This is a genomic window from Micromonospora sp. LOL_015, from assembly GCF_048060275.1.
GTDB lineage: Bacteria > Actinomycetota > Actinomycetes > Mycobacteriales > Micromonosporaceae > Micromonospora_E.
The window spans coordinates 46,169-68,075 of record NZ_JBHMIO010000028.1 but is presented as its reverse complement, the minus strand read 5'-3'; the positions used below and the strand labels follow the sequence as shown (position 1 = coordinate 68,075).

Sequence of the window (21,907 nt, the reverse complement as noted above, 5' to 3'; positions counted from 1 at the left end):
ATGAGTGGTGACCGGCAGCATCAGGGCACGTTCGTCTACGACGGCGACTGCGCGTTTTGCACCATGTGCATACGGTTCATCGAGCGCCGCGTGCCGAACAACGCCACGATCGTGCCGTGGCAGTGGGCCGACCTGCCTGCTCTCGGGCTCACCCGGGAGCAGGGCCTGACGGCGGTGCAGTGGGTGCCGGCCGGCGCTACCGGTGCTGCCGGTGCCGGGCCGGTGGCGATCGCCGCGCTGCTGCGCACGAGCAACCCGCTGTGGCGGGGAGCGGGCACCGTGCTTGATCTGCGTCCGGTGACCGCCGTGGCTTGGCTGGTGTACCGATGGATCGCCGACAACCGGCACCGGTTGCCCGGCGGCACCGCCGCCTGCGCCGTGCCGCGCCAGCCAGGTGATACCGGTACCTGACGCGGGGGCCTGCTCGGGTACGGTCGGCCGCCGCAGCGCTCGCGGTCGGCGCTCTGGGATCGTGTCTGTGCGACCAGTCGTGTCCCCTGTCGGCGGCCAGTGAATACTGGCTCTGGCACGGTCTCGGTGATCGCAGGCGGTCGATTAATCGGCGAGTAGGACGCGTCGGCGGAGCAGGTCGGGGTTGGCTCGGCCGTACATCTGCCTTTTGAGTGTTTTGATGCGGTTCACGGAGCCTTCGACGGCGCCGGAGTTCCAGCTCACGGTCAGGCCGGCTCTGACCGCGTCCCAGTCCGGGCGCAGGCCTTTGGCGAACGATCGGATCTCCGTGATGGTGCTGTGTTCGGCCTGTTCGACCCAGGCGGTGAGGCGGTCGCCGCCGCGGGTTCGGACAAGGTCGGTGAACCCGCGGGCCAGGTCTCGGATGGCCGCCAAGTCCGGGCAGAGACCACACAACCGCTCGAGTTCTGCCCGGTGTTCCTCGGTGAGTTTGTCGATCGGGCGCATGATCCAGCCGGTGATGTCGCGGGTGGGTGGCGGCGCTGGTGGTACCGGGACCGGTGTGTCGCGGCCCCGGACGCTGATCAGCCAACGGCGGAGCGTCCGTTCCGCGCCCTGGTAGCCGCGACCGCTGATCTCGGTCAGCAGCTGGTTGGTGCCGGTCGCTCCTTCGGCGATGCGTTGTCGCAGGTAGGGCTTGAAGGAGTCGAGGATGCTGTCGCGGACGGTGCCGTTCGGGCCGAGGAGGTCCTCGGGGGTGGCGGCATCGGAGTAACGGCGGACGGTCTTCGGGTCCAGACCGAGCCTCCGGGCGATCGTGTAGACGCCGACGCCCTGGTAACGCAGGGCGTGGACGTCGGCGTGCCGGGTTCGGGTGCGCTGGACCCGTAGCCCTTGCGGCCTGGGCTGGCTCACCGGCGTCGGGTCTGCTGCTGGCTGTTGTTCGGTCTGCGGCATCAGGCAGCGGCGGTGATGGCCGACCGCCCTTCTCACCGTCGGACGGGGCGCGTCGGGACCGCGCCACTGACCCTGCGCCGGTCACCCCGACCACCAGAACCGGGCCAGCGCGCTGGTCGCCGGGTCGTCGCTGGCCAGCAACGCCGCCCACAGGTCACCGCCGGCGACGGCGTGCACCCCTGCGTAGCCGGCCAGGTCGACCGGGTCGACCGGGTCGACGTGCGGCACCGCAGCGCCGACCGGGCCGCCGTCGCCGAGCAGCTGCGGGTCCGCCCACGGCCAGCCGTCCACCGGCGTCGGCACCCCCGCCGGATCCAGTGGCGGCGGGAACTGCGCCTCCGGCCACCCGTCGGCCCCCGCCGGCACGTCCGGGTCGACCCCGGGCGGCGGATCCGCCGCGCCGAAACCCTGCTCGGCCGTCGGTTCCGCACCGAACCCGGCGTCCACCGGACCGGCCGGGTCCGCGCCGGACAGGTCGTCGCCGTAGCCCAACGCCGGCACCGCGTCACCCCCGCCGTACCCGCCGTCGCCGTATTTGCCCTCGTCGGCGATGTCGCCGGTCAGGTCGTCACCGTCGGGCGGATCGGCCGCCCCGAACCCCTCCACCGGGTCGGCGGCGCCGAACCCCTCCACGGCCGGGCCGCCCGACCCGTCGTCGCCCGGCCCACCCAGATCGGCGGTGTCGGCGTCGTCCCCGGTCGGATCGTCCCCGGTCCAGTCACCGAACTCGCTGGTCATCGCGGCACCGCCTCCGCTGTCGGGGTCAACACCCGGGCCCGGGCCAGCACCTCGTCGACCTGCTTCACCCGCGCCCGGACGGCATCGCGGCGGGCCTGCGCCGCCGACCGCCGCCGCGCCCGGTCCGCCTTGTCCCGCGCCAACGCCGCGTCGATGTCGGCGATGTGCGCGTCCAACTGCGCCAACCGCCGCTCCACGGCGTCGTCCAACGCCACCGTCAACGCGTACTGCAGGTCGGTGAACCGCTGCGCCAACTCGTCGGTCAACGCCGCCCGCGCCTCGCCGAGCACCTCCCGCAGCCACACCCGGGCCTGCTGCCGGTCGCTGGCGACCCGCCGCCGGAACAGGATGAACGCGCCGGCGGCCAACCCCAGACCGAGCCCGGCGACCGGGATCAGCAGACCACCGCCGACCAGCGCCCCGGCACCCAACGCCGACGCGCCCGCCGCGACCCCCCGACCGGCCATGAACGCCATCCCGCCGGCCGACAACGCCACCATCACGTTGTCACCGCCGCCACCGTCACGCCGCGGCCGGGTCGCCAACGCGTGCCGCAACGTGCCGTTGATCCGCTGCAGCACGAACTGCAGCTCGGCCGGCGCGAACACCTGCGCCAACGTCCGCTCGGCGACCTTGTGGAACCGGAACCGCAGATCGTAGGACAACTGCAGCGACAACGCGTGCAACGCCCGGTCCACCTCGGCCGGCAGCGCTTTCAACGCCTCCCCGCGGGCCGCGTCGATCCGGGTCAGGAACTGCTCCTGCAACCCACCGACCGCGGTCCGCAGCCGGCCCGTCGCCTCCACCCGGGCCCGCTGCGTCTCCGTGTTCAACGCCAACGACCACTGCCGCGCCTCGGTCCGTTTCCGCGCCGCCAACCCGGCCCGGTCCCGTTTCACCCGCTCCACCTCGGCCGGATCCGGGTCACACGCGGCGACCCGCTCACCGGCGGCCAGATCCAGCCGGACCAGTTCGCTGCGCACCGTGCGCAGCACGTTCGCCTGGGCCAGCAGATGCCCGTTGCCGGCCAACTCCACCAACGCGTGCTGCAGCGGCGCCACCCGCGACTCACCGACCAGCTCACCGGCGGCCTCCGCCGGCAGCGTCAACGCCAACTCGGCCAGCCGCGCCGACACCGGGAACCAGGCGGCGGATGCGAACCTCGGTGCGTGCGCCTGCAGCTGCGCCCGGTTGTCAGCCAGGATCGTCCGCCACCCCGGATAGGCGTCGACCTTCGTCAACGCGAACACCACCACGTCGACCCGTTTGCTCGCCTCGATGAGAAAGTCCAGCTCCGGCCGGGTCAACGGCGTCGACGCGTCCACCACGAACAGCAGGGCCGCCGCCCGCGACACCGCGTCCAACGCGATCTCGGTGTGCGCCGGATCCAACCCGCCGGCACCCGGGGTGTCCACCAGCGTCAGATACTGCAGCAGCGGCGCCGGACAGGTCACCGCGATCCGCCGCGGCGGACGCATCCCGTCCGGCAGCGCCGCCGCCACCGTCGCCCAGTCCGCCAACCGGTCCACCGGCACCGGCACCGGCTCGTCGCGGCCCGGCACGAACGCCTGCGCCGACGTCGTCGCCCCGTGACCGAACTCCAGGTACGCCGACGTCGCCACCGCCGCGTCCACCGGCGACAGACCGGTCACCCCGATCAACGCGTTCACCAACGAACTCTTGCCCCGCTTCGTCTCACCGACGACCACCACCGACGGCCGGGTCACCTCCCGACGCCGCTGCGCGTCGATCTCCGCCGCCGCCTCCGCGTCCAGGGTGCGGACGAACCCGAGACACGTGTCGACCGCCCCGGACAGCAGCGCACCCAACGCCACCGGGCAGCCGCTCACCGCGACACCGCCCGCACCTGCTGCGACAGCAGATGAAACCCACGGTGGGCGACCAACGCCACCCGCGACTGCGCCGGCGACGCCCCGGCGACCGCGAACACCCGCCACCGGGTCGCCGCCTCCACCGCCGCCGCCGCCAACTCCTGCGCCGACGCCGACGGCAGCTCCAGCACCCAGCGCGGATCCGCCGACAACGCCAACCGGGTCAACTCCCGCTCCATCGGCTCCGGCAGCTCCACCGCGCCCGTCGTCACCTGCTGCGCCACCTCCAACAGCCGCAGCCGGTGGTACTCCGGCTGGTGCAGCAGCCGCTCCACCGCGTCCCGCAGCAACTCCCGGTCACCCGGATGCGCCGTGTGGCTGGCCACCTTCTCCAGGCACGACAACGCCCACCCAGCCTTGATCGCGTCGGTACGCCACCGGAACGCCTCGTCCAACGTGTGCCGCAGCCGCGCGAACCCCGACGCCGCGTACAACGCCCGCACCAGATCCCCCGACGCCAACTGCGGCGACGCCTGCAGCTGCGCCACCGCGAACCCCACCCCGTACAGGTCGAGCAGCGCCAGCAGCCGCTCACGCTGTCGGCGCGGCACCGGAGCCTCCCGCGACACGAACAGGTCCACCGACGCCAGCAGCACCGCCCGCTGCGCCGCCGGCAACCCGGCCAACGTCCGCAGCGCCTCACAGTCGGCCGCCGTCAACCGGCCCGCCTCGGTCGTCTCCGCCAACAGCCCCACCGTCGGCACCACATCGGAAACCACCCGCCGCAGCACCCGGGTCTGGTCGGCCGACAACGGCGCCGCCACCGGCCACGGATCCGCCCCACCGGCCACCAGCTTGTCGACCTTGTTGAACAGGCCCACCGAGTTGATCGGACTGCTCGACAGCCGCGCCGACACCGACCGGAACGCCTCCAACGCCCGGACGTCGTCGTCGCGGACCGCCTGGGTGAACACGTACACGATCGCCTCGGCCCCGGACACCGCACCGACCGAGTCACCGTCGATCCCGGCGTCGAACGGCGCCGTGTCGTCCACCGGGCCGCCGGCGGAACCGGACGGCGCACCCGCCCCGGCGAACAGGAACCCCCGCGCCGACTCGCTCACCCCGGCACTGGTCGACGACAACCCCGGCGTGTCGATCACCGTCAACTCCCGCAGCCGGTCACTGGTCAACGTGACGTCGACGAACGCGACCCGCGCCCGCGGCACCCCCAGCCGCTGCGGAATCACCCCGGTCGGATCCAGCGGCAGACTCACCCGGCTGCCGTCCCGGCGTACCACATCGACCCGGTCGGCCGTGCCGTACCGGAACTGGGTCACCACTCGGGTGCACTCACCCACCTCCGTCGGCGCCACCCGCCGCCCGATCAACGCGTTCACCAGCGTCGACTTGCCGGCCTTCAACCGGCCGGCGATCGCCACCCGCAGCGGCTCGTCCAACCGCCGCCGCACCCGCAGCACCTCACCGCCGGCGGCCACGCTCACCCGGGGACCCACCTCATCACACAACGCGGCGACCCGACCACTCAACGGGCCGGCGTTCACAGCCGACCCCCCGCCGCCCGGTCAACGGCGACGACGGGCATCCGACGGCGGCACACACTCATCTCGCTGGTCGTCCTCCCGACAGCACGGCACCCGGTGGTGCGCCCACCACCGGCATCCACCGTACGAATATCCTCACCGGCGCAGGATCCCATGTTCGTGCCAACCTCGCCCGGCGGGGCCACGAGCCGTAGCAGCGGGGGAGGAGGACAAGTGCGGCACCCAGCCGGCGGACACCCCGCCCGCACCCGACCGGACGCCACCACCGCCAGCGGCAGCGTCCCCACCGGGACCGACGCCGACGCCGTGACGGCCGCCACGCGACGGCTGACCCGCCCCGGGATCGTCGTACTGACCGGGCCACCCGGCAGCGGACGCAGCACCCTGCTGCGCCGGGTCGCCGCCGCCACCACCGGGCCCGTGCACACCGGCGGCGGCCTCGCCGCCCTCGGCCACGTCCCGGCGTTCCCCCTCAGCCATGCCCTGCGGGTACGGCTGCCCGGCCACGACACCGCGCTGCTCGCCGAAGCTGTCCGCTCCCGGGTCCGCCACGGCCTGCTCGTCCTCGACGACCTGCAGTGGGCCGACCCGGCGACCGTCGCCGCCCTGCCCGGCATCGCCCGGCACTGCCGGGTCGTCGCCGCCCTGCGCACCCCGCACCAGCTGCCCGGCACCGCGCTCGACCCGCTGCGCGGCGACACCGGCCTCTGGCTGACGGTGCCGGCACCCGACCCGGACACCCTCGCCGACCTGATCCGCCGCACCGCACCCGCGCTCGACCCGGCGACCGTCGCCGCCGTGGCCCGCCACGCCGGCGGCAACCCGCTCGCCGCCACCGCGCTGGCCCGCCACGCCGCCCGCACCGGCACCCCACCCACCGTCGGCGTCCCCGGCGGCGGCGAGCTCGACCAGGTCGGCTACGCCGTCGCCGCCGCACTGGCCACCCTCACCCGCCCCGCCCGCACCGCACTGGCCGCCCTCGGCCTGCTCGGCCACGGCGCCCCGGCGAGTCTGCTCGGCCACGGCGTCACCGAACTCACCGCCGCCGCCCTGGTGCACACCGGCGACGACGGACTGGTCACCCCGACCTCGCCGTACCAGGCCACCGTCGCCGCCGGCCTGCTCGACGACCCGACCCGCCGCGCCCTGCACCGCCGCCTCGCCGACCTCGTCACCGACCCGCTGGCCGCCGCCCGGCACCTCGCCGCCGCCGGTGACACCACCGCCGCCTACCGGCGGGCGGTCACCGCCGCCGACACCGCCGCCACCGGCGGCGCCCGTGCCGAGTTGCTGCTGTTCGCCAGCGCGCAACCCGACGCCACCGAACCGGTCCGCCGCGCCGCCGCCCGCGCCGCGCTCACCGCCGGGCGGCCCCGCCGCGCCGCCGACCTGCTCACCGGCACCACCCTGCCCACCCCCGACACCGCCGTGCTGCGCGCCGAGGCACTACTGCAGGCCGGCGACCCGACCGCCGCCCGCGCTGCCGCCGCACCGGTTCCCGACGACGCCCCACCACCGGTGGTCGCCGCCCGCGACCGGGTCCTGCTGCTCGCCGACCTGGCCACCGACCCCACCTCCGCCGCCACCCGCGCCACCACGATCACCCGCCGGCACGGACCCGAACCGGCCCACCTGGGGCTACGCGCCGCCCTCGCCGCCACCGCCGCCGCCGACCGCCACCCCGGCTGGGAGTACGCCCTCGCCGGCACCGCAGCGGCCGCCGGCGCCGCCGGTGACCTGCTCACCGCCCGGTGGACCGCCTGGCACCTGGTGCAGACCCTCGCCGGCGACGGACGGCTCACCGAGGCCGCGCAGGCCTCGGTGGCGGCCGCCACCGCCTGCGCCGCCGACCTCGCCTACAGCTGGCAGGTCCGGTTCACCGCCGCCCGGCTGTGGTGCCTGGCCCTACGCGGCGACCCGACCGGCCCGGCCACGGCCGGCACCGGCGCGCAGACCGCCGACCAGGGCGATCTGCTGCCCGCCCCCGGCGACGCCCTGCTGCGCGCCGCCGCCGACCTGACCGACCGCACCCTGCCGGCCGCCGCCCACGACTACGCCGTCGCCGCCGCCGGCCTGCTCGAAGCCGACGGCGGCCTGCTCGCCCTGGCCCGCGCCCGGCTCACCGGTACCCCCGCAGCCCCGGCCACCGCCGTGCTGGACTGGGTGGCCCGGGAAGCCGCCTGGCTCGACGGCCAACCGGACCAGGCCGCCACCGCAGCGCCCCACGTCCCCGTACCGCCGCTGGTCGACGGGCTGCGGCGGATCACCGCCCACTGGGCCGCCCACGACGGCGCCCACCCCGCCACACCGCCGGCCGCCACACCGGTGGCGCTGCCGCCGCCGGCCGCCGCCACCGTCACCGCCTGGACCGCCGGCGATCCACGGCAGTTCGCCCACGCCGCCGACACCTGGCGCGACGTCGCCGTCCGCGAACAGGTCCGCTGCCTGCTCGCCCACGGCCTGCACGAACCCGACCCCGCTCGGGCCGTACCCGCCCTGCTCGCCGCCGAGTCCCTCGCCGACCACGCCGGACTGGTCGTCCTGCTCGGCCGGATCCGCCGCGCCCTGCGCCGGCACGCGGTCCGCCGCGACGAACGCGGCCCCCGCAGCGGCGACCTGCTCACCGCGCGGGAACGCGACGTGCTGCGGCTGGTCGCCAACGGCGAACCCACCCGCCGGATCGCCAACCAGCTCGGCATCTCCACCGAGACCGTGGAAACCCACGTCCGCGCCGGGATGCGTAAACTCGGTGCCCGCACCCGTACCGAGGCTGCGGCCCTGGCGATGGAGCCCGACCGATGAGCGACCCGCCGCGCTATGTCCTCGACAGCGCCGCCGACGCCACCGCGGCGCTGCGCCGGCTGGCCCGCGACGGCTGGACCACCCGGGAAGGGTTCGCCGTCACCGACCCCACCTGGGACCTCACCACCGCCCGGATCGCCCTGTACGGGCGGGTCCCGGACACCGACACCGTCGCCCTGGTGGTCCTCGCCGCCGCCAGGGGCGCCGCCGTCGTGGCCATCTGCGACCCGGCCGGCGACCTCGGCCGCGCCCTGCTCGACGACCTGTCCCGCCTCGGGCAGGTACTGCGCCACGCCGAGGCCGAACCACCGGCCGCGGCGGCCACCGGCACCGTCACCCTCATACCCGAGCAGCGGGCACTGCTGGAACGGCTCGCCAACGGCGAGACCATCGCCGCCGCAGCGGCGGCCGAGTTCCTGTCGCTGCGTACCGCGAACCGGCGCATCGCCCAGGCACGCGGCGCCCTCGGGGTCCGCACCACCCGCGAAGCCGTCCTCGCCTACCTGCGGCACCGACCCGCACGCTGAGCCCTGCGCGGGCCGGTCACCTCCGGCGTCAGGTCGCGTCCGGCGCCGGATCGGCCTGATCGGCGTCGTCATCGGCCAACACGTCGGCGGTTGCCCCGTCCGGCACCACGTCATCCCGGCCGCACCGGTGCCGCCGGCTCAGGTCCACCGGCCGGGTCGGGTCGACATGCCGGGGCATCGCCGGCTCGTCGGGCCGCAACCCGGCCAGGGTGTCGGTGATCGCGTCCACGATCCGCACCGTCGCCCGCTGCGCGGCACCCGGGCGGGCCGGATCGATCCCGGACAGGTCAACCGGCGGCCCGAACCGGACCGTGACCACCGGACGGCGCAGCATCGACCGCAGCACCGCCCGGACCAGGCCACGGGGCGCCGCCCACGGCAGCACCGCGTGCGCCCCCCACTGCGCCACCGGCACCACCACCGCGCCGCTGGCCAAAGCGAGCCGGGCGGTGCCGGTCTTGCCGCGCTCCGGCCACATCTGCGGGTCCAGCCCGATGCGCCCCTCCGGGTACACCAGGACCACCGAGCCGTCGGCCACCGCACGCGCGGCCGCCCCCAACGCCTCAGCGACCGTGCTGGTCCGCCGGTCCACCCGGATGTGCCCGGCTCGGCGCATCACCGCGCCGAGCAGCGGCGCCCGGAACAACCCACCGGTGGCCAGCACCCGGGGCGCGACCCGGCGCGCCTGGCAGGCGGCGGCCAGCACGACCGGATCGAACGGGCTGATGTGGTTCGCGGCCAGGATCAGCGGGCCGTCGCGTACCTCGTCGGGCACGTCGCCACTGACCCGTAGCCGGGCGACCAGCGCGACGACCAGCCGGGCGGTGGCCTGCAGCACCCGCCACAGCAGCGGGGCCCGCCAGCGGGGCGGGAGGGCGGCGGTGTCGTCCATCGACCGTCGATCGTCGCACAGCGGGACGCGCCGGTGGGTTCCGCTGTGCGGGGACACCGGCGCGGGCGGGGGTGACGGCGGCCGGGACGGACGTCCCGGGCGAGAGGGGACCTCCGACCCTGGCCACCAGAACGACAGGTTGTAGTATGTACTACGCTTGGTAGTATCTAGATGGGGGAGCCGTGGACGCGCTCGACATAGCCCGCTGGCAGTTCGGTGTCACCACCGTCTACCACTTCCTGTTCGTCCCACTCACCATCGGACTCAGCCTCCTCGTCGCCATCCTGCAGACCGCCTGGCACCGCACCGGCGAAGACCGCTACCTCAAACTCACCAAGTTCTACGGGAAACTCTTCCTCATCAACTTCGCCATGGGCATCGTCACCGGCATCGTGCAGGAATTCCAGTTCGGCATGAACTGGAGCGACTACTCCCGCTTCGTCGGCGACATCTTCGGCGTACCACTCGCCATCGAAGCCCTCCTCGCCTTCTTCCTCGAATCCACCTTCCTCGGACTCTGGATATTCGGCTGGGGGAGACTCCCCAAGGCACTGCACCTCGCCACCATCTGGCTCGCCTCGTTCGGCAGCATCATCAGCGCCTGGTTCATCCTCGCCGCCAACTCCTGGATGCAGAACCCCGTCGGCTACCGCATCAACCCCGGCACCGGCCGCGCCGAACTCACCGACTTCATCGCCGTACTCACCAACAAGGTCACCCTCATCACCTTCCCGCACACCCTCGCCGGCTGCTTCATGGTCGCCGGCGCCCTCGTCCTCGCCATCGCCATCTGGCACCTCGTCCGCCACCCCGGCGGCCCCGACACCCCCGCCTTCCGCACCGCCACCAAACTCGGCGCCTGGACCACCCTGCTCGCCACCGCCGCCGTCATCGGCACCGGCGACATCCAAGGCAAGATCATGACCCAGGTCCAGCCCATGAAAATGGCCGCCGCCGAAGCCCTCTACACCACCGAAAGCCCCGCGTCCTTCTCCGTCGTCACCGTCGGCACCCTCGACGGCAGCCGCGAAATCTGGACCCTCAAGATCCCCCACCTGCTGTCCTGGCTGTCCACCGGCGACCCCGCCGGCGAAGTCCAGGGCATCAACGACCTGCAGGCCCAGTACGCCGCCCAGTACGGCCCCGGCAGCTACACCCCGATCATCCCCGTCACCTACTGGAGCTTCCGCTTCATGATCGGATTCGGGCTCGCCACCGCCGCCATCGCCCTCTGGGCCCTCTGGGCCACCCGACGCGGCCGAACCCCCACCGGCCGCTGGCTACTGCGCGCCAGCCTCACCCTGCCCGTCCTACCCCTACTGGCCAACACCTTCGGCTGGATATTCACCGAAATGGGCCGCCAACCCTGGATCGTCTTCGGCGAAATGCTCACCCGCGACGGCGTCAGCCGCAGCGTCTCCCTCACCGAAGTCATCACCTCCTTCACCGCCTTCACCCTCATCTACGCCGCCCTGGCCGTCATCGAAGTCAAACTCCTCATCCGCTACGCCCGAAACGGCCTACCCGACCTCACCGACCCACCACCACCGGACGACACCGACGACACCACCACCGACCGGCCCCTGGCCGCCGCCCACTGACCACCCACCGGAGACCCCTCGTGGAACTCACCACCGTCTGGTTCGGGCTCATCGCCACCCTGTTCACCGGCTACTTCATCCTCGAAGGGTTCGACTTCGGCGTCGGCGTCCTCGCCCGCCTCACCGGCCGCACCGAATCCGAACGACGCGCCGCGCTGAGCACCATCGGACCCGTCTGGGACGGCAACGAGGTCTGGCTCATCACCGCCGGCGGCGCCATGTTCGCCGCCTTCCCCGAGTGGTACGCCACCCTCTTCTCCGGCTTCTACCTACCGCTGCTGCTCATCCTCATCGCCCTCATCCTGCGCGGCGTCGCCCTCGAATACCGCGACAAGCGCCCCGAAACCCAGTGGCGTACCCGCTGGGACAACGCCATCCTCGCCGGCTCCGTCGTCCCCGCCGCACTCTGGGGCGTCGCCTTCGCCAACATCGTCGCCGGCGTACCGCTGGACGCCGACCACGAATACACCGGCACCCTGCTCACCCTGCTCAACCCGTACGCCCTGCTCGGCGGCGCCACCACCACCGCCCTGTTCATCACCCACGGCGCCGTCTTCCTCGCCCTCAAGACCACCGACGACCTACGTCACCGCGCCCGCCGCGTCGCCAGCTGGACCGGCCTGGCCGCCGCCGCACTCGCCATCGCCTTCCTCACCTGGACCCTCACCATCCGCGCCACCCCCACCGCCGTCGCCCTCGCCGTGACCGCGGCACTCGCCCTCGTCGCCGGGCTGGCCGCCAATCAGGTACGCCGCGAAGGCTGGGCCTTCACCGGCACCGCCACCGCCATCGGCCTCGCCGTCGCCACCCTGTTCGCCACCCTGTTCCCGACCGTCCTACCGTCCACCACCGACCCCGCCGGTACCCTCACCACCACCAACGCCGCATCCACCCCCTACACCCTGACCATCATGACCTGGGTCGCCGCCGCGCTCACCCCCATCGTCCTGCTCTACCAGGGCTGGACCTACTGGATCTTCCGCCGCCGGGTCAGCGTCACCGACCAGCCCAGCCACTGACCCGCGCCACGTCGACCCGTCGCCGGCGGGCCACCGCGCACCGTCGGTGCCCGCTCGACCCAAGCAGGTGGTCCAGCGGGCACCGACGGTGCGCGCGGCGACGTCAACCGACCTCCGGCAACTCCGCCAACCGTGCCTCCACCTCAGCCAGCTCCGCCCGCAACTTCTCCGCCTGCCGCTGCGCCTCGGCCCGCTCCGCCGCCAGGATCTGCTCCACCGCCTCATGCACACCCGGCACGTCCACCAACGCCACCATCTTCAACGCCTCGGCCGGCCGGACCACGTACGGCTTGGCCAACGCCTTCGCACCCTGCGTCGCCGCCACCGTCCACTCACCGTCGGTGTACGCCAACGTCACCGTCAACCCGGCCGGCGGCTTCGGCTTGGCCGCCTTCGCCGCCCGCCGCACCGGCTTCTCCGTACCAGAATCCACCGTGGACCCCTCCGTGTCCTCCCGACGCACCACCGGCACCACCGGCGGCTCACCCAACTTGAACTCCGGCTCCACCACCGGCTCCACCGGCTCAGGCTCCGGTTTCGACTCCGCCCGCCGACCCGCCGCGCCCCGCGGCGCCACCACCAGATCACCGGGGGAGAACGGCAACTCGTCACGACCGAACCGCACCACCACCCACTCGTCGGACACCGCCGGGTCACCCAGATCCACCACCTGACCGACCTGACCGGCAATCTGCCCCGCCGACTCGGTGAACATCACCTTCGGCTTACGGCCGGCGGACACCGCCTCCCGAATCACCCCCAGCTCCTCATCCGACAACCCACCCGCAACAGCACCCGCGGCAGCCATGACACCCTTTCCGTACATCTGTTTGAGTGCTGACCTTCCTACCAGCCGCCGCCGACACCGTCGACCGCGACCCCACCACCCACGATCACCCCGACCCGACAGCACCACCCCACACCCCACGCACCCGGCCAGCCACCAACAGACCCTGCCGGTACCCGGCCCGCGCCGCCCCCGGCCGCCGTGCCGGATCCAGCAGCCGCCGCCCGATCGCCCGCCGCGCCCACCGGTCCGGCGACACCACCACCACATCCGCCGACAGCGCCGCCACCTGCCGCGACACCGGCCGCAGATGACCCAGACCCCAACTGATCGGCGCCAGCACCACCACCGACGAGAACCCGGCGGCCAGATCCGCGTTCGTCGCCGACCGCATCCCACCGTCGACGAACCGCCGACCACCGATACGCACCGGCGGCCACACCCCCGGCACCGCACAACTCGCCGACACCGCATCCACCAGATCCGCCCCGCGCCCCGGACCTCCGAACACCACGAAATCCCCCGAGTCCGCGTCCACCGCCGTCACCCACAACCGCCGCCGCGGCCACGACCACGACGGCAACGCCTCCTCGAACACCGGCCGCCGCGACCGCCCCGCCCCGACCGCCGACACCGCGTACCGGCCGATCCTCGCCCGCGCCCGCCGGGCGTCCCGGGCAGCCACCGCCGACCACAGCAGACACGCCACCGCACCCGGCCCCATCCGGTCCGGCGACGACTCACCCGGCACCAGCTGCCCCGCGTACAGTCGCGCCGGATCCGCGCCGGAACACAACTGCGCGCCCACCACCGCACCGGCCGACGTCCCGATCACCAGGTCGGCCCCGCCCAGCTCGACCCCGGCGCGCGCCAGCCCGGACAGCACCCCGAGCTGCCAGGCCACCCCGGTCACCCCGCCGCTGCCCAGCACCAACGCCCGCGAACCCACCACACCATGTCTATTGCCCGCCAGCGCCGCCGGTAACGTCACCGGCGGGCCCAGACCCGACACGGCAGCAGGGGAGAGGAGTACCGGATGGCACCGGTCACCGTGGTCACCGGCGGCAGCAAGGGGATCGGCGCCGCGACCGTACGCAGACTCGCCGCAGCCGGACACGACCTCGTCATCGGCTATCGGACCGACGTCGACGCCGCCGGGGCGGTACGCGACGACGTCGCAGCGCTCGGCCGCCGCGCCGTCACCGTCGCCGTCGACACCACCGACCCTGACTCCGCCTCGGCGCTGTTCGACACGGCCGCCGACTGTGGACCCGTCACCGGGCTGGTCAACAACGCCGGCGTCACCAGCCGGATCGGACCCTTCGTCGAGCTCACCGTCGAGGATCTGCGCCGCGTCGTCGACGTCAACCTCGTCGGCTACGTCCTCTGCGCCCAGCAGGCAGCCCGCCGGATGACCAGCGGCGGTGTCATCGTCAACGTGTCGTCGGCAGCCGCCACCCTCGGCAGCCCCGGCGAGTACGTGCACTACGCCGCCGTCAAGGCCGCCACCGACACGCTCACCGTCGGCCTGGCCAAGGAGCTCGGACCCCGGGGCATCCGGGTCAACGGTGTCGCGCCGGGCACCGTGCTGACCGGCATCCACGCCCTGTCCGGTGAACCGGGCCGTCCGGCCCGGGTGGCACCGACCGTGCCGTTGCGCCGGGCGGGGCGGCCCGAGGAGATCGCCGGCGCCGTCGGCTGGCTGCTCAGCGCCGAGGCGTCGTACACCACCGGGACAGTGCTGCGGGTCGCCGGCGGACTGTGAGTAGGCGTCCGCGCGTGGACACCGGGGTCTGCCCGGACGGCTGTTCCGGGACATTGCCGATATCAGTTCGATAATGAACATTATGTCAACTAGAGGCCTGGGTGAAGGCGACTGGCCGGCTCGGTTCGGCCCGAAGTGACCTCGCCGGGGGTCGGTGAATTCTTTCCCGCACCTCCCGTCACCGGACGTCCGACGACGCGACCGGCGCGCCGTCGGCGACACGTCCGCTTTCAGCCTCGCATCCGAGGTGTCGCCTGACCCGTACGGGGCGCTGGCGGATGCCGGGACGCTCGATCCGCTCCTTGGTCGACCTCCCCTGCCGGCCACAGCCCTCGGACAGCTCTGGCGGCAATCCGAGAAACATGCATAATATCCCTTATGCACCAATTTGTGGATCTGGTGGCGGTACGGCTCGTCGAGGACTTCCTCGCCGACCGCGCCTCCCGCAAACCCTCCCCGCACACCCTGGACGCCTACCGCCGCGACCTCGTCGCCGTCCTACGCCTGATCGGCGACTCCACCGAACCGACTCCCCTGCCCTGGACCGACGTACCGCTGGACGCGCTCGACCAACGACGGCTCCGCGCCGCGTTCGCCCGGTTCGCGGCCCCCCGCTCCCCCGCGTCGGTGCACCGGGCCTGGTCGACGTGGAACTCGTGGTTCAACTTCCTGGTCGCCGATGGCATCGCCGCCGGAAACCCGATGCCCGCCGTGGGCCGCCCCCGGGCCCCGGTGCCACTACCGAAGCCGCTGCGGGGCGAGGAGACGCCGGAGACGCTGCTGGCTGCCGCCGCCCGGACCGACCCCGGCCAGCGCGACCCGTGGCCGGAGCGTGACCTGCTGGTGGTCGCCCTCGCCCTGTGCGCCGGTCTGCGGCTCGGCGAACTGCTAGGGCTGCGGGTCGGCTCGGTCGCGGGACGTCCCGGTGAACGCCGGATCGAGGTAGCCGGCAAGGGCGGTCGGCTGCGGACCGTCCCGGTGGAGGCGGCTGTCGACGTCGTCGTCGACGGCTACCTGGCCAGCCGGCGGCGACGGTTCGGCCCCCGGTCGGTACGCCCCGGAGGTCCGCTGCTGGTCGACCGGCGCGGTGCCGCCCTACGACGCGGCGGCCTTCAGTACCTGGTGCGGTCGTGTTTCCGGCGGGCCGGGATCACCGAGCGGGTGCCGCGGGGGGCGCAGCTGCACGCGCTGCGACACACGTTCGCCACCCGGTTGGCCGAGGACGGGGCGAACGCCGCCGAGATCATGCGGCTGCTGGGCCATGCGAGCCTCACGGCCAGCCAGAACTACATCGAGGTGACGGCCGACCAGCAGCGGGCGGCGGCGCGGGCCAACCGGTCGAACCGGTCGCTGCGCCAAGTCGTCGGGCCGGCCTGAACGGCGGTGACGGCGCTGGCCCCGACCGGTTCGGGGCCAGCGCCGTCACCGGGTGCCGGTCGAGACGGTGACGGTCAGTGGGCGGTGGTCGGAGACGGCGACGTCCGGGTCCGGTGCGGCGACGGCGGTCACGGCGGTCAGCGCGGGCGGCGCGTCACGCGGATCGAGCAGGATGTGGTCGAGTTGGATCCGGGGCCGGGCGGCCGGGTAGGTGGGCAGCCGGCCCAGTGGCCGCCAGCCGGTGGCCGCGGCGGCCACCCCGGCCGGCATGTTGAGGTCGCCGAGGAGGAGCCGCGGTGGCGGCATGGCCCGCAGGGCACGGGTGACGATCCGCAGCTGACGCAGGTTCCAGCCGGGTACGAACGACAGGTGGGTGGCGGCGACGGTGACCGGGCCGTGCGGGGTGTCGAGGACGGCGGCGAGCAGCACCCGTGGTTCGTCGCGTAGGAGCAGCAGCCGGGGGCCGGGGCCGCCGACGGCGACCGGAGCGGGTACGGGGGCCGGGCCGAGCCGGAGGGTCCGCCAGTGCCGGGCCGGGTACCGGCTGATCAGGCTGACCCCGTAGCGGGGTTCGTCGTGTCCGTCGTGGTCGTGACGGGGCACCCGGTAGGTGCTGCCGGGGGTGCCGACGAGGGCGGCGGCGAACCGGTGGGTGCCGGCGGTGAGCGCGGCGGCGGCCAGCGCGGTCAGGTCGAGGTGCCCGCTGCGGGGTTGGGCGTGGTCGACTTCCTGCAGGGCGCAGATGTCGGCGTCGAGGTCGACGATGGTGGCGGTGATCCGGTCGGGGTCGACGTGCCCGTCGTGGGGTGAGCGCCCGTGCAGCAGGTTGTAGGTGGCCATGCGCACACGGGCACCTTACGGGGTGCGGGTGGTGTGGCAGGGTGGCGGGATGGTGGTGAAGGCGTTGTGCTGCAGCGCGCTGGTGTTCCTGGCGGCGGGCTGGTGCGGGGTGTGGCTGCGGCGGCGTCGGGGGCGGTGAGGCGTGCCGGCCGTGCCGGTGGTGTGCCGGTCGGCTGTGGGCGGTGCAGGCCGAGGTCCGTGGGAGGTGCGGTGTCGACGGTGGAGTGTCCGGACGTGGCGGCGACGGTGGCGGCGGTGCGGCGGCGCCGGCCGGAGCTGGTGGATGCGGTGACGGCGGCGGTGCCGGGGGCACGGGCGGCGGTGCTGGCACGGTTGTGGGGTGCGTTGGGGCGTGAACCGGTGCCGGAGGTGACGGACCGTCGGGTGGTTGACGGACGGCTGGTGCTGGGGTTGGTCGACGGGCGGCGGGTGGTGGGACCGGCGGAGGCGGCGGAGTTGTTCGCGGCGGCGGGCCCGGGGCTGGGGGTGTCGGTGGTGGGGCCGGCCGGTGACCGGGCGGTGGCGGATCCGGCGGAGTTGTTGTCGGTGCTGGGGTGGCCCGGTGGTGGGGCGGTCGCCGGCGAGCTGGCGAACAGTGTGGCGAATCTGGCGTTGGCGCGGGGTGCGCGGGCGGTGGCGGGTGGTGGCGGGGGTCTGGTCCGGTCGGCGCACGGCTGGGAGCAGGCGGTCGTGGACGGGCATCCGGTGCATCCGGGGTGCCGGACCCGGGTGGGGATGTCGACGGAGGAGGTGCTGGCGTACGCGCCGGAGCATCGGCCGGTGGTGGAGGTTGAGTTGGTGGCGGTGCCGGGTGACCGGTGGGTGAGTTCGGGTTCGGGGTTGCCGCCGCTGCTGCCGGTGCATCCGTGGCAGCGGGATCATGTGCTGGGCGGGTACGGGTGGTTGCGGCCTACCGGCCGGGTTGTGCGGGTGCGGCCGTTGTTGTCGTTGCGGACGGTGGAGCCGGTGTCATCGGGTGGGGGCTGGCAGTGGAAGACGGCGGTGGATGTGCAGATGACCAGCGCGGTCCGGACGGTGTCGGAGGCGGCGGTGCGTAACGGTCCGGTGGTGACGGCGTTGGTGGCGCGGTTGGCGCGGCATGTGCCGGGGTTGTGGGTGTTACCGGAGGTGGCTGCGGGGGCTGTGGTGGTCGATGGGAGGTTGTGTCGGTCGTTGGCGGTGGTGCGACGGCGGGTGCCGCAGGTGGGCCCGGGGGTGCAGGTGATGCCGTTGGCGGCGTTGGCGGCGCCGGTGGCGGTGCCGGGTGGTCCGTCGGTGGCGGCGGGTCTGGTGCGGGCGGGGTACGGCGGTGATCCGGTGGCGTTCGTGTCGCGGTTGGCGCGGGTGGTGCTGGGGCCGGTGGTGAAGTTGCTGGGTCGAGGGGTGGGGCTGGAGGCGCACGGGCAGAACGTTTTGCTGGTGTGGCGTGGGGGTCGGCTGGTGCGGGTGTGGTATCGGGACGTGGGTGGGGTGCGGTTGGATGTGCGGCGGCTGGCTGCGGCGGGGGTGCCGGTGCCGGCGGTGTACGGCGATGTGGTGGCCGAGGATTCGGCGGAGGTGGCGGTGACGGCGGTGGCGGCGGTGGGAACGGCGTTGGGTGAGCCGGTGGCGGTGCTGGCCCGGGAGTTCGGGGTGGAGCCGCACGTGTTGTGGCGGGCGGTGGCGGTGGTGGCGCGGGACGTGGTGGCGGGGTTGCCGGCGGCGGTGCGGGGGTCGGTGGCATCGGCGGTGCTGGGTGGGCGGTGGCCGGTGAAGGCGATGTTGTCGATGCGGTTGGCGTCGGATCCGTTGACGCCGCGGTGGGCGTGGGTGGCGAGTCCGTTGGCGGGTGCGTGGTGAGCGGGGCTGGGTCGGCGGTGGGGGTGCTGTCCGGCGGCCGGTCGTGTGGTTGCGGGTTGGGTGTGATCGGGGTGGACGCGGCGGTGACGGCGGCGGCGGCCGGGTTGGGGCGGGTGGCGCCGGACCTGGTGACGGGGTTCGGGGAGGCGGTGCCGTGGGCGGCGGGGGTGGTCGGTGGACGGCTGGTGGACGCGTTGTGCCGGGAGGATGTGGGTGGGGTGCGCCAGGCGTGGCGGGGCGCGGGCCGGTGGCACGGGTTCGACCGGTTCGTGGCCGACGCGGGGTCGGTGGCGGATCCGTTGGCGGTGTTGCCGGTGTCGGTGTTGGCGCGGCGGCGGGGGTGGGCGTTGGCGGCGGAGTTGACCGACGCGGTGGTGAATTTGGCGGTGGCGGCGACGCGGCCCGGTCCGGCGCGGGGTCCGGATGATCCGGACGGCTGGGGGGTGTGGGCCGAGCGGCTGGCGGTGACGGGGCACAACCTGCACCCGTGTGGGCGTACCCGGTTGGGGTGGTCGGTGGCGGATGTGGTGGCCCACGATGTGGAGTCGCCGGCGACGGGGGTCGGGTTCGTGGCGGTGCGCCGGGATCTGCATGTGGGTGAGGACGTGGCGGCGGAGTTGGCGCGCTGGTATCCGCAGGTGCCGGTGGCGCAGCCGGGCTGGGTGGTGCAGCCGGTGCATGTGTGGCAGCGGTCGGTGGTGTCGTCGCGGTACGCGGATCTGCTGGACCGGGGGGTGGTGCGGTTGTTGCCGGGGGTGGTGCCGGCGGTGCCGACGGCGGCGGTGCGAACGGTGCTGTTGCCGGCGGGGCGCGACGGTGCGCGCCGGTATCTGAAGTTGTCGGTGGACATTCAGGTGACGTCGACGCGGCGGACGATCTCGATGGCGAGTGTGCGTAACGGTCCGGCGTTGTCGACGGTGTTGGCGTCGTTGGTGGCGGCCGACGAGGTGGCGGCGCGGCGGCTGGTGTTGTTGCCGGAGGTGGCGGGTGCGGCGGTGCGGGTGGGGTCGGGGCGGGACATGTCGGTGATCGTGCGGGGCGGGTTGGCGGGGCGGCTGGTGCCGGGTGAGGTGGCGGTGCCGGGGGTGGCGTTGGTGACGTCGGCGCAGTTGGCGCGGCGGGTGGCGGATTTCGGTGGGGTGCGGGGGCTGGTGGGGGCGGTGGCCGGGTTGGGGTTCCTGGGGGCGTACGCGCGGGTGGTGTTGCCGCCGTTGCTGCGGTTGGCGAGCCGGTTCGGGGTGGCGTTGGAGGCGCATCTGCAGAACTGTCTGCCGACGTTCCGTGACGGGGTGCCGTATCGGTTGGTGGTGCGCGACTTCGCGGGGCTGCGGTTGTTGTTGCCGCGGTTGGCGCAGGCGGGGGTCGAGGTGGGGTTGGCGCCGGGTTCGGTGGTGGGTACCGACGACGCGGCGGTGATGCGGGCGAAGTTGGGGTACACGGCGTTGCAGGCGCATCTGGGTGAGGTGGTGTTGGGGTTGGTCACCGGGTGGGGGGTCGACGAGGCGGCGGCGTGGCGGGTGGTGCGGGAGGTGGTGGACGAGGTGTACGAGGGTCTGCGGTCGGCTGGTGGGGTCGAAGCCGGGTGGGCGGCCGACGATCATCGGGCGTGGACGGCGCCGATGGTGGCGCACAAGGCATTGGTGCGGATGCGGTTGTCCGGTGCCGGGGACGTGTACGTGCCGGTGCGGAACCCGGTCGGTGATGCCGGGTTCGACGGCGGTCCGCCGGTGGGGGCGCGGTGACGGTGCCGGCTGTGGTGGTGCCGCCGCGGGTGGCGGCGGTGGTGGCGGAGTTGGCCGCCGGTGACGAACCGGTGTGTGCCTACGTGTACGACCGGGCGGTGTTGCGGGAGGCGGCGGCGCAGGTGCGGGCGGCGTTGCCGGCGGGTTCGGTGCTGCTGTACGCGATGAAGGCGAACGGGCATCCGGCGGTGGTGGCGGAGTTGGCGGCGGCGGTGGACGGGGTCGAGGTGGCGTCGGGTGGCGAGTTGGCGGCGGCGGTGGCGGCGGGTGCCGGTCAGCTGGTGTTCGGTGGGCCGGCGAAGACGGACGGGCAGTTGGCGGCGGCGGTGGCGGCGGGTGCGGTGGTGAACGTGGAGAGTGTGTTGGAGTTGCGGCGGCTGGATCTGGTGGCGCGGGCGGCGGGAGTACCGGCGGTGGCGGCGCTGCGGGTGAACCGGCCGGGTGGCGGGTTGGCGGGTAGTCACCGGATGGTGGGTGCGGCGACGCAGTTCGGGGTTGACGAGGCCGATCTGGGTGCGGTGGTGCAGGTGGCGGCGGAGCTGCCGGGGGTGCGGCTGGTGGGGTTCAGTCTGCACGCGGTGTCGAACAATGTGGATGCGGTGGCGCATGCGGGGTTCGTGGTGGATGCGGTGGGCTGGGCGGTGGCGGCGGCGCGGCGGTGGCGGGTGGGGTTGGAGTATGTGAATGTGGGCGGCGGGTTCGGGGTGGACTACCGGGGTGGGCGGCGGTTCGATGTGGCGGCGTTGCGGGCCGGGTTGGCGGGGTTGGTGGTGCCGTCGGGGGTACGGCTGGTGTTCGAGCCGGGTCGGCTGCTGGTGGCGGACGCCGGCTGGTATGTGGCGCAGGTGGTGGATCTGAAGCGGACGCAGGGCCGGTGGTTCGCGGTGGTGCGGGGCGGTACGCACCATTTCCGGTTGCCGGCGGCGTGGGGGTACGACCATCCGTTCGGGGTGGTGCCGGTGGACCGGTGGCCGTATCCGTTCGCCCGGCCGCAGGTGGCGGCGGTGGCGGTGGATGTGTCGGGTGAGTTGTGTACGCCGCGCGACGTGCTGTGCCGGGGGCAGGTGGTGGGGCGGCTGCGGGTGGGTGACGTGGTGGTGTTCGGCCGGGCCGGCGCGTACGGGTGGGACATTTCGCATCATGATTTCCTGCGGCATCCGTACCCGCGGATGGTGGTGGTGTGACGGGGCCGGCCGCCCGGCGCCGGGGTCGG

At 73.8% G+C, this 21,907-nt stretch carries 18 protein-coding genes and 1 pseudogene; 11 read left to right on the top strand and 8 right to left on the bottom strand.

The window, feature by feature from the left end:
* Positions 1-411 (top strand): thiol-disulfide oxidoreductase DCC family protein, encoded by a 411-nt coding sequence (locus ACFHWU_RS20920; RefSeq protein WP_416591359.1) that lies wholly within the window; start codon positions 1-3, stop codon positions 409-411.
* A 144-nt stretch (positions 412-555) separates the two neighbouring features.
* Here ACFHWU_RS20920 and ACFHWU_RS20915 read toward each other — a convergent pair whose 3' ends face one another.
* The 4 genes from ACFHWU_RS20915 to ACFHWU_RS20900 all read right to left on the bottom strand — a co-directional run bounded on the left by ACFHWU_RS20915 (position 556) and on the right by ACFHWU_RS20900 (position 5,443).
* Entirely contained in the window at positions 556-1,326 is a 771-nt protein-coding gene (locus ACFHWU_RS20915; RefSeq protein ID WP_416591358.1) for a transposase, read from the bottom strand.
* Between the two features lie 123 nt (positions 1,327-1,449).
* Positions 1,450-2,106, bottom strand: a complete 657-nt coding sequence (locus ACFHWU_RS20910) for a hypothetical protein (protein WP_416591357.1) — start codon at positions 2,104-2,106, stop codon at positions 1,450-1,452.
* The gene (locus ACFHWU_RS20905) at positions 2,103-3,956 is read right to left on the bottom strand and encodes a dynamin family protein (RefSeq protein WP_416591356.1); all 1,854 of its coding nucleotides are present in this window, start codon (positions 3,954-3,956) and stop codon (positions 2,103-2,105) included. Before ACFHWU_RS20905 ends, ACFHWU_RS20910 begins: the two co-directional genes overlap by 4 nt.
* Positions 3,953-5,443, bottom strand: coding sequence for a dynamin family protein (locus ACFHWU_RS20900; protein WP_416591355.1), 1,491 nt, complete (start codon positions 5,441-5,443; stop codon positions 3,953-3,955). Before ACFHWU_RS20900 ends, ACFHWU_RS20905 begins: the two co-directional genes overlap by 4 nt.
* A 273-nt stretch (positions 5,444-5,716) precedes the next feature.
* On the opposite strand from ACFHWU_RS20900, the gene ACFHWU_RS20895 reads away from it, so the two are divergent.
* Positions 5,717-8,305 carry a LuxR C-terminal-related transcriptional regulator gene (locus ACFHWU_RS20895; RefSeq protein WP_416591354.1) on the top strand — a complete coding sequence of 863 codons (2,589 nt, stop codon included), beginning with the start codon at positions 5,717-5,719 and terminating at the stop codon, positions 8,303-8,305.
* On the top strand, positions 8,302-8,832 hold the full coding sequence (locus ACFHWU_RS20890; protein WP_416555933.1) for a LuxR family transcriptional regulator: 531 nt from the start codon (positions 8,302-8,304) through the stop codon (positions 8,830-8,832). The genes ACFHWU_RS20895 and ACFHWU_RS20890 overlap by 4 nt, the downstream gene beginning before the upstream one ends.
* A gap of 118 nt (positions 8,833-8,950) precedes the next feature.
* On the opposite strand, the pseudogene ACFHWU_RS20885 reads toward ACFHWU_RS20890, so the two are convergent.
* Positions 8,951-9,724: pseudogene (locus ACFHWU_RS20885) on the bottom strand (lysophospholipid acyltransferase family protein); the annotation flags it as partial.
* A 182-nt stretch (positions 9,725-9,906) separates the two neighbouring features.
* Here ACFHWU_RS20885 and ACFHWU_RS20880 point away from each other — a divergent pair.
* Both ACFHWU_RS20880 and cydB read left to right on the top strand, forming a co-directional pair.
* Positions 9,907-11,325, top strand: coding sequence for a cytochrome ubiquinol oxidase subunit I (locus ACFHWU_RS20880; RefSeq protein WP_416591353.1), 1,419 nt, complete (start codon positions 9,907-9,909; stop codon positions 11,323-11,325).
* Positions 11,326-11,345: 20 nt separating this feature from the next.
* Positions 11,346-12,344, top strand: coding sequence for a cytochrome d ubiquinol oxidase subunit II (gene cydB, locus ACFHWU_RS20875; RefSeq protein ID WP_416555931.1), 999 nt, complete (start codon positions 11,346-11,348; stop codon positions 12,342-12,344).
* Positions 12,345-12,447: 103 nt separating this feature from the next.
* On the opposite strand, the gene ACFHWU_RS20870 is transcribed toward cydB, so the two are convergent.
* Positions 12,448-13,152 carry a hypothetical protein gene (locus ACFHWU_RS20870; protein ID WP_416591352.1) on the bottom strand — a complete coding sequence of 235 codons (705 nt, stop codon included), beginning with the start codon at positions 13,150-13,152 and terminating at the stop codon, positions 12,448-12,450.
* An 85-nt stretch (positions 13,153-13,237) separates the two neighbouring features.
* Complete coding sequence (locus ACFHWU_RS20865) at positions 13,238-14,143, bottom strand: patatin-like phospholipase family protein (protein WP_416591351.1); 906 nt, start codon at positions 14,141-14,143, stop codon at positions 13,238-13,240.
* Between the two features lie 24 nt (positions 14,144-14,167).
* Here ACFHWU_RS20865 and ACFHWU_RS20860 point away from each other — a divergent pair, with 24 nt between their 5' ends.
* Both ACFHWU_RS20860 and ACFHWU_RS20855 read left to right on the top strand, forming a co-directional pair.
* Positions 14,168-14,896 carry an SDR family NAD(P)-dependent oxidoreductase gene (locus tag ACFHWU_RS20860; RefSeq protein WP_416591350.1) on the top strand — a complete coding sequence of 243 codons (729 nt, stop codon included), beginning with the start codon at positions 14,168-14,170 and terminating at the stop codon, positions 14,894-14,896.
* Positions 14,897-15,274: 378 nt separating this feature from the next.
* Positions 15,275-16,273 (top strand): tyrosine-type recombinase/integrase, encoded by a 999-nt coding sequence (locus ACFHWU_RS20855; protein ID WP_416555927.1) that lies wholly within the window; start codon positions 15,275-15,277, stop codon positions 16,271-16,273.
* A 45-nt stretch (positions 16,274-16,318) separates the two neighbouring features.
* Here the strand turns inward: ACFHWU_RS20855 and ACFHWU_RS20850 are convergent, their stop codons facing one another.
* Positions 16,319-17,119, bottom strand: a complete 801-nt coding sequence (locus ACFHWU_RS20850; RefSeq protein WP_416591349.1) for an endonuclease/exonuclease/phosphatase family protein — start codon at positions 17,117-17,119, stop codon at positions 16,319-16,321.
* Here ACFHWU_RS20850 and ACFHWU_RS20845 point away from each other — a divergent pair.
* The 4 genes from ACFHWU_RS20845 to ACFHWU_RS20830 all read left to right on the top strand — a co-directional run bounded on the left by ACFHWU_RS20845 (position 17,112) and on the right by ACFHWU_RS20830 (position 21,878).
* Complete coding sequence (locus ACFHWU_RS20845) at positions 17,112-17,252, top strand: hypothetical protein (protein ID WP_416591348.1); 141 nt, start codon at positions 17,112-17,114, stop codon at positions 17,250-17,252. The two genes, ACFHWU_RS20850 and ACFHWU_RS20845, sit on opposite strands and share 8 nt — an antisense overlap.
* A 71-nt stretch (positions 17,253-17,323) precedes the next feature.
* Positions 17,324-18,952, top strand: coding sequence for an IucA/IucC family protein (locus ACFHWU_RS20840; protein WP_416591347.1), 1,629 nt, complete (start codon positions 17,324-17,326; stop codon positions 18,950-18,952).
* The gene (locus ACFHWU_RS20835) at positions 18,949-20,694 is read left to right on the top strand and encodes an IucA/IucC family protein (RefSeq protein ID WP_416591346.1); all 1,746 of its coding nucleotides are present in this window, start codon (positions 18,949-18,951) and stop codon (positions 20,692-20,694) included. The genes ACFHWU_RS20840 and ACFHWU_RS20835 overlap by 4 nt, the downstream gene beginning before the upstream one ends.
* Positions 20,691-21,878 (top strand): alanine racemase, encoded by a 1,188-nt coding sequence (locus tag ACFHWU_RS20830; protein WP_416555922.1) that lies wholly within the window; start codon positions 20,691-20,693, stop codon positions 21,876-21,878. The genes ACFHWU_RS20835 and ACFHWU_RS20830 overlap by 4 nt, the downstream gene beginning before the upstream one ends.
* The last annotated feature ends 29 nt before the right edge of the window (positions 21,879-21,907 follow it).

Coding starts and splice junctions, on each gene's coding strand:
- ACFHWU_RS20920 (WP_416591359.1), top strand. CDS start 1: ATGAGTGGTGACCGGCAGCATCAGGGCACGTTCGTCTACGACGGCGAC.
- ACFHWU_RS20910 (WP_416591357.1), bottom strand. CDS start 2,106: ATGACCAGCGAGTTCGGTGACTGGACCGGGGACGATCCGACCGGGGAC.
- ACFHWU_RS20890 (WP_416555933.1), top strand. CDS start 8,302: ATGAGCGACCCGCCGCGCTATGTCCTCGACAGCGCCGCCGACGCCACC.
- ACFHWU_RS20870 (WP_416591352.1), bottom strand. CDS start 13,152: ATGGCTGCCGCGGGTGCTGTTGCGGGTGGGTTGTCGGATGAGGAGCTG.
- ACFHWU_RS20860 (WP_416591350.1), top strand. CDS start 14,168: ATGGCACCGGTCACCGTGGTCACCGGCGGCAGCAAGGGGATCGGCGCC.
- ACFHWU_RS20855 (WP_416555927.1), top strand. CDS start 15,275: ATGCACCAATTTGTGGATCTGGTGGCGGTACGGCTCGTCGAGGACTTC.
- ACFHWU_RS20845 (WP_416591348.1), top strand. CDS start 17,112: ATGCGCACACGGGCACCTTACGGGGTGCGGGTGGTGTGGCAGGGTGGC.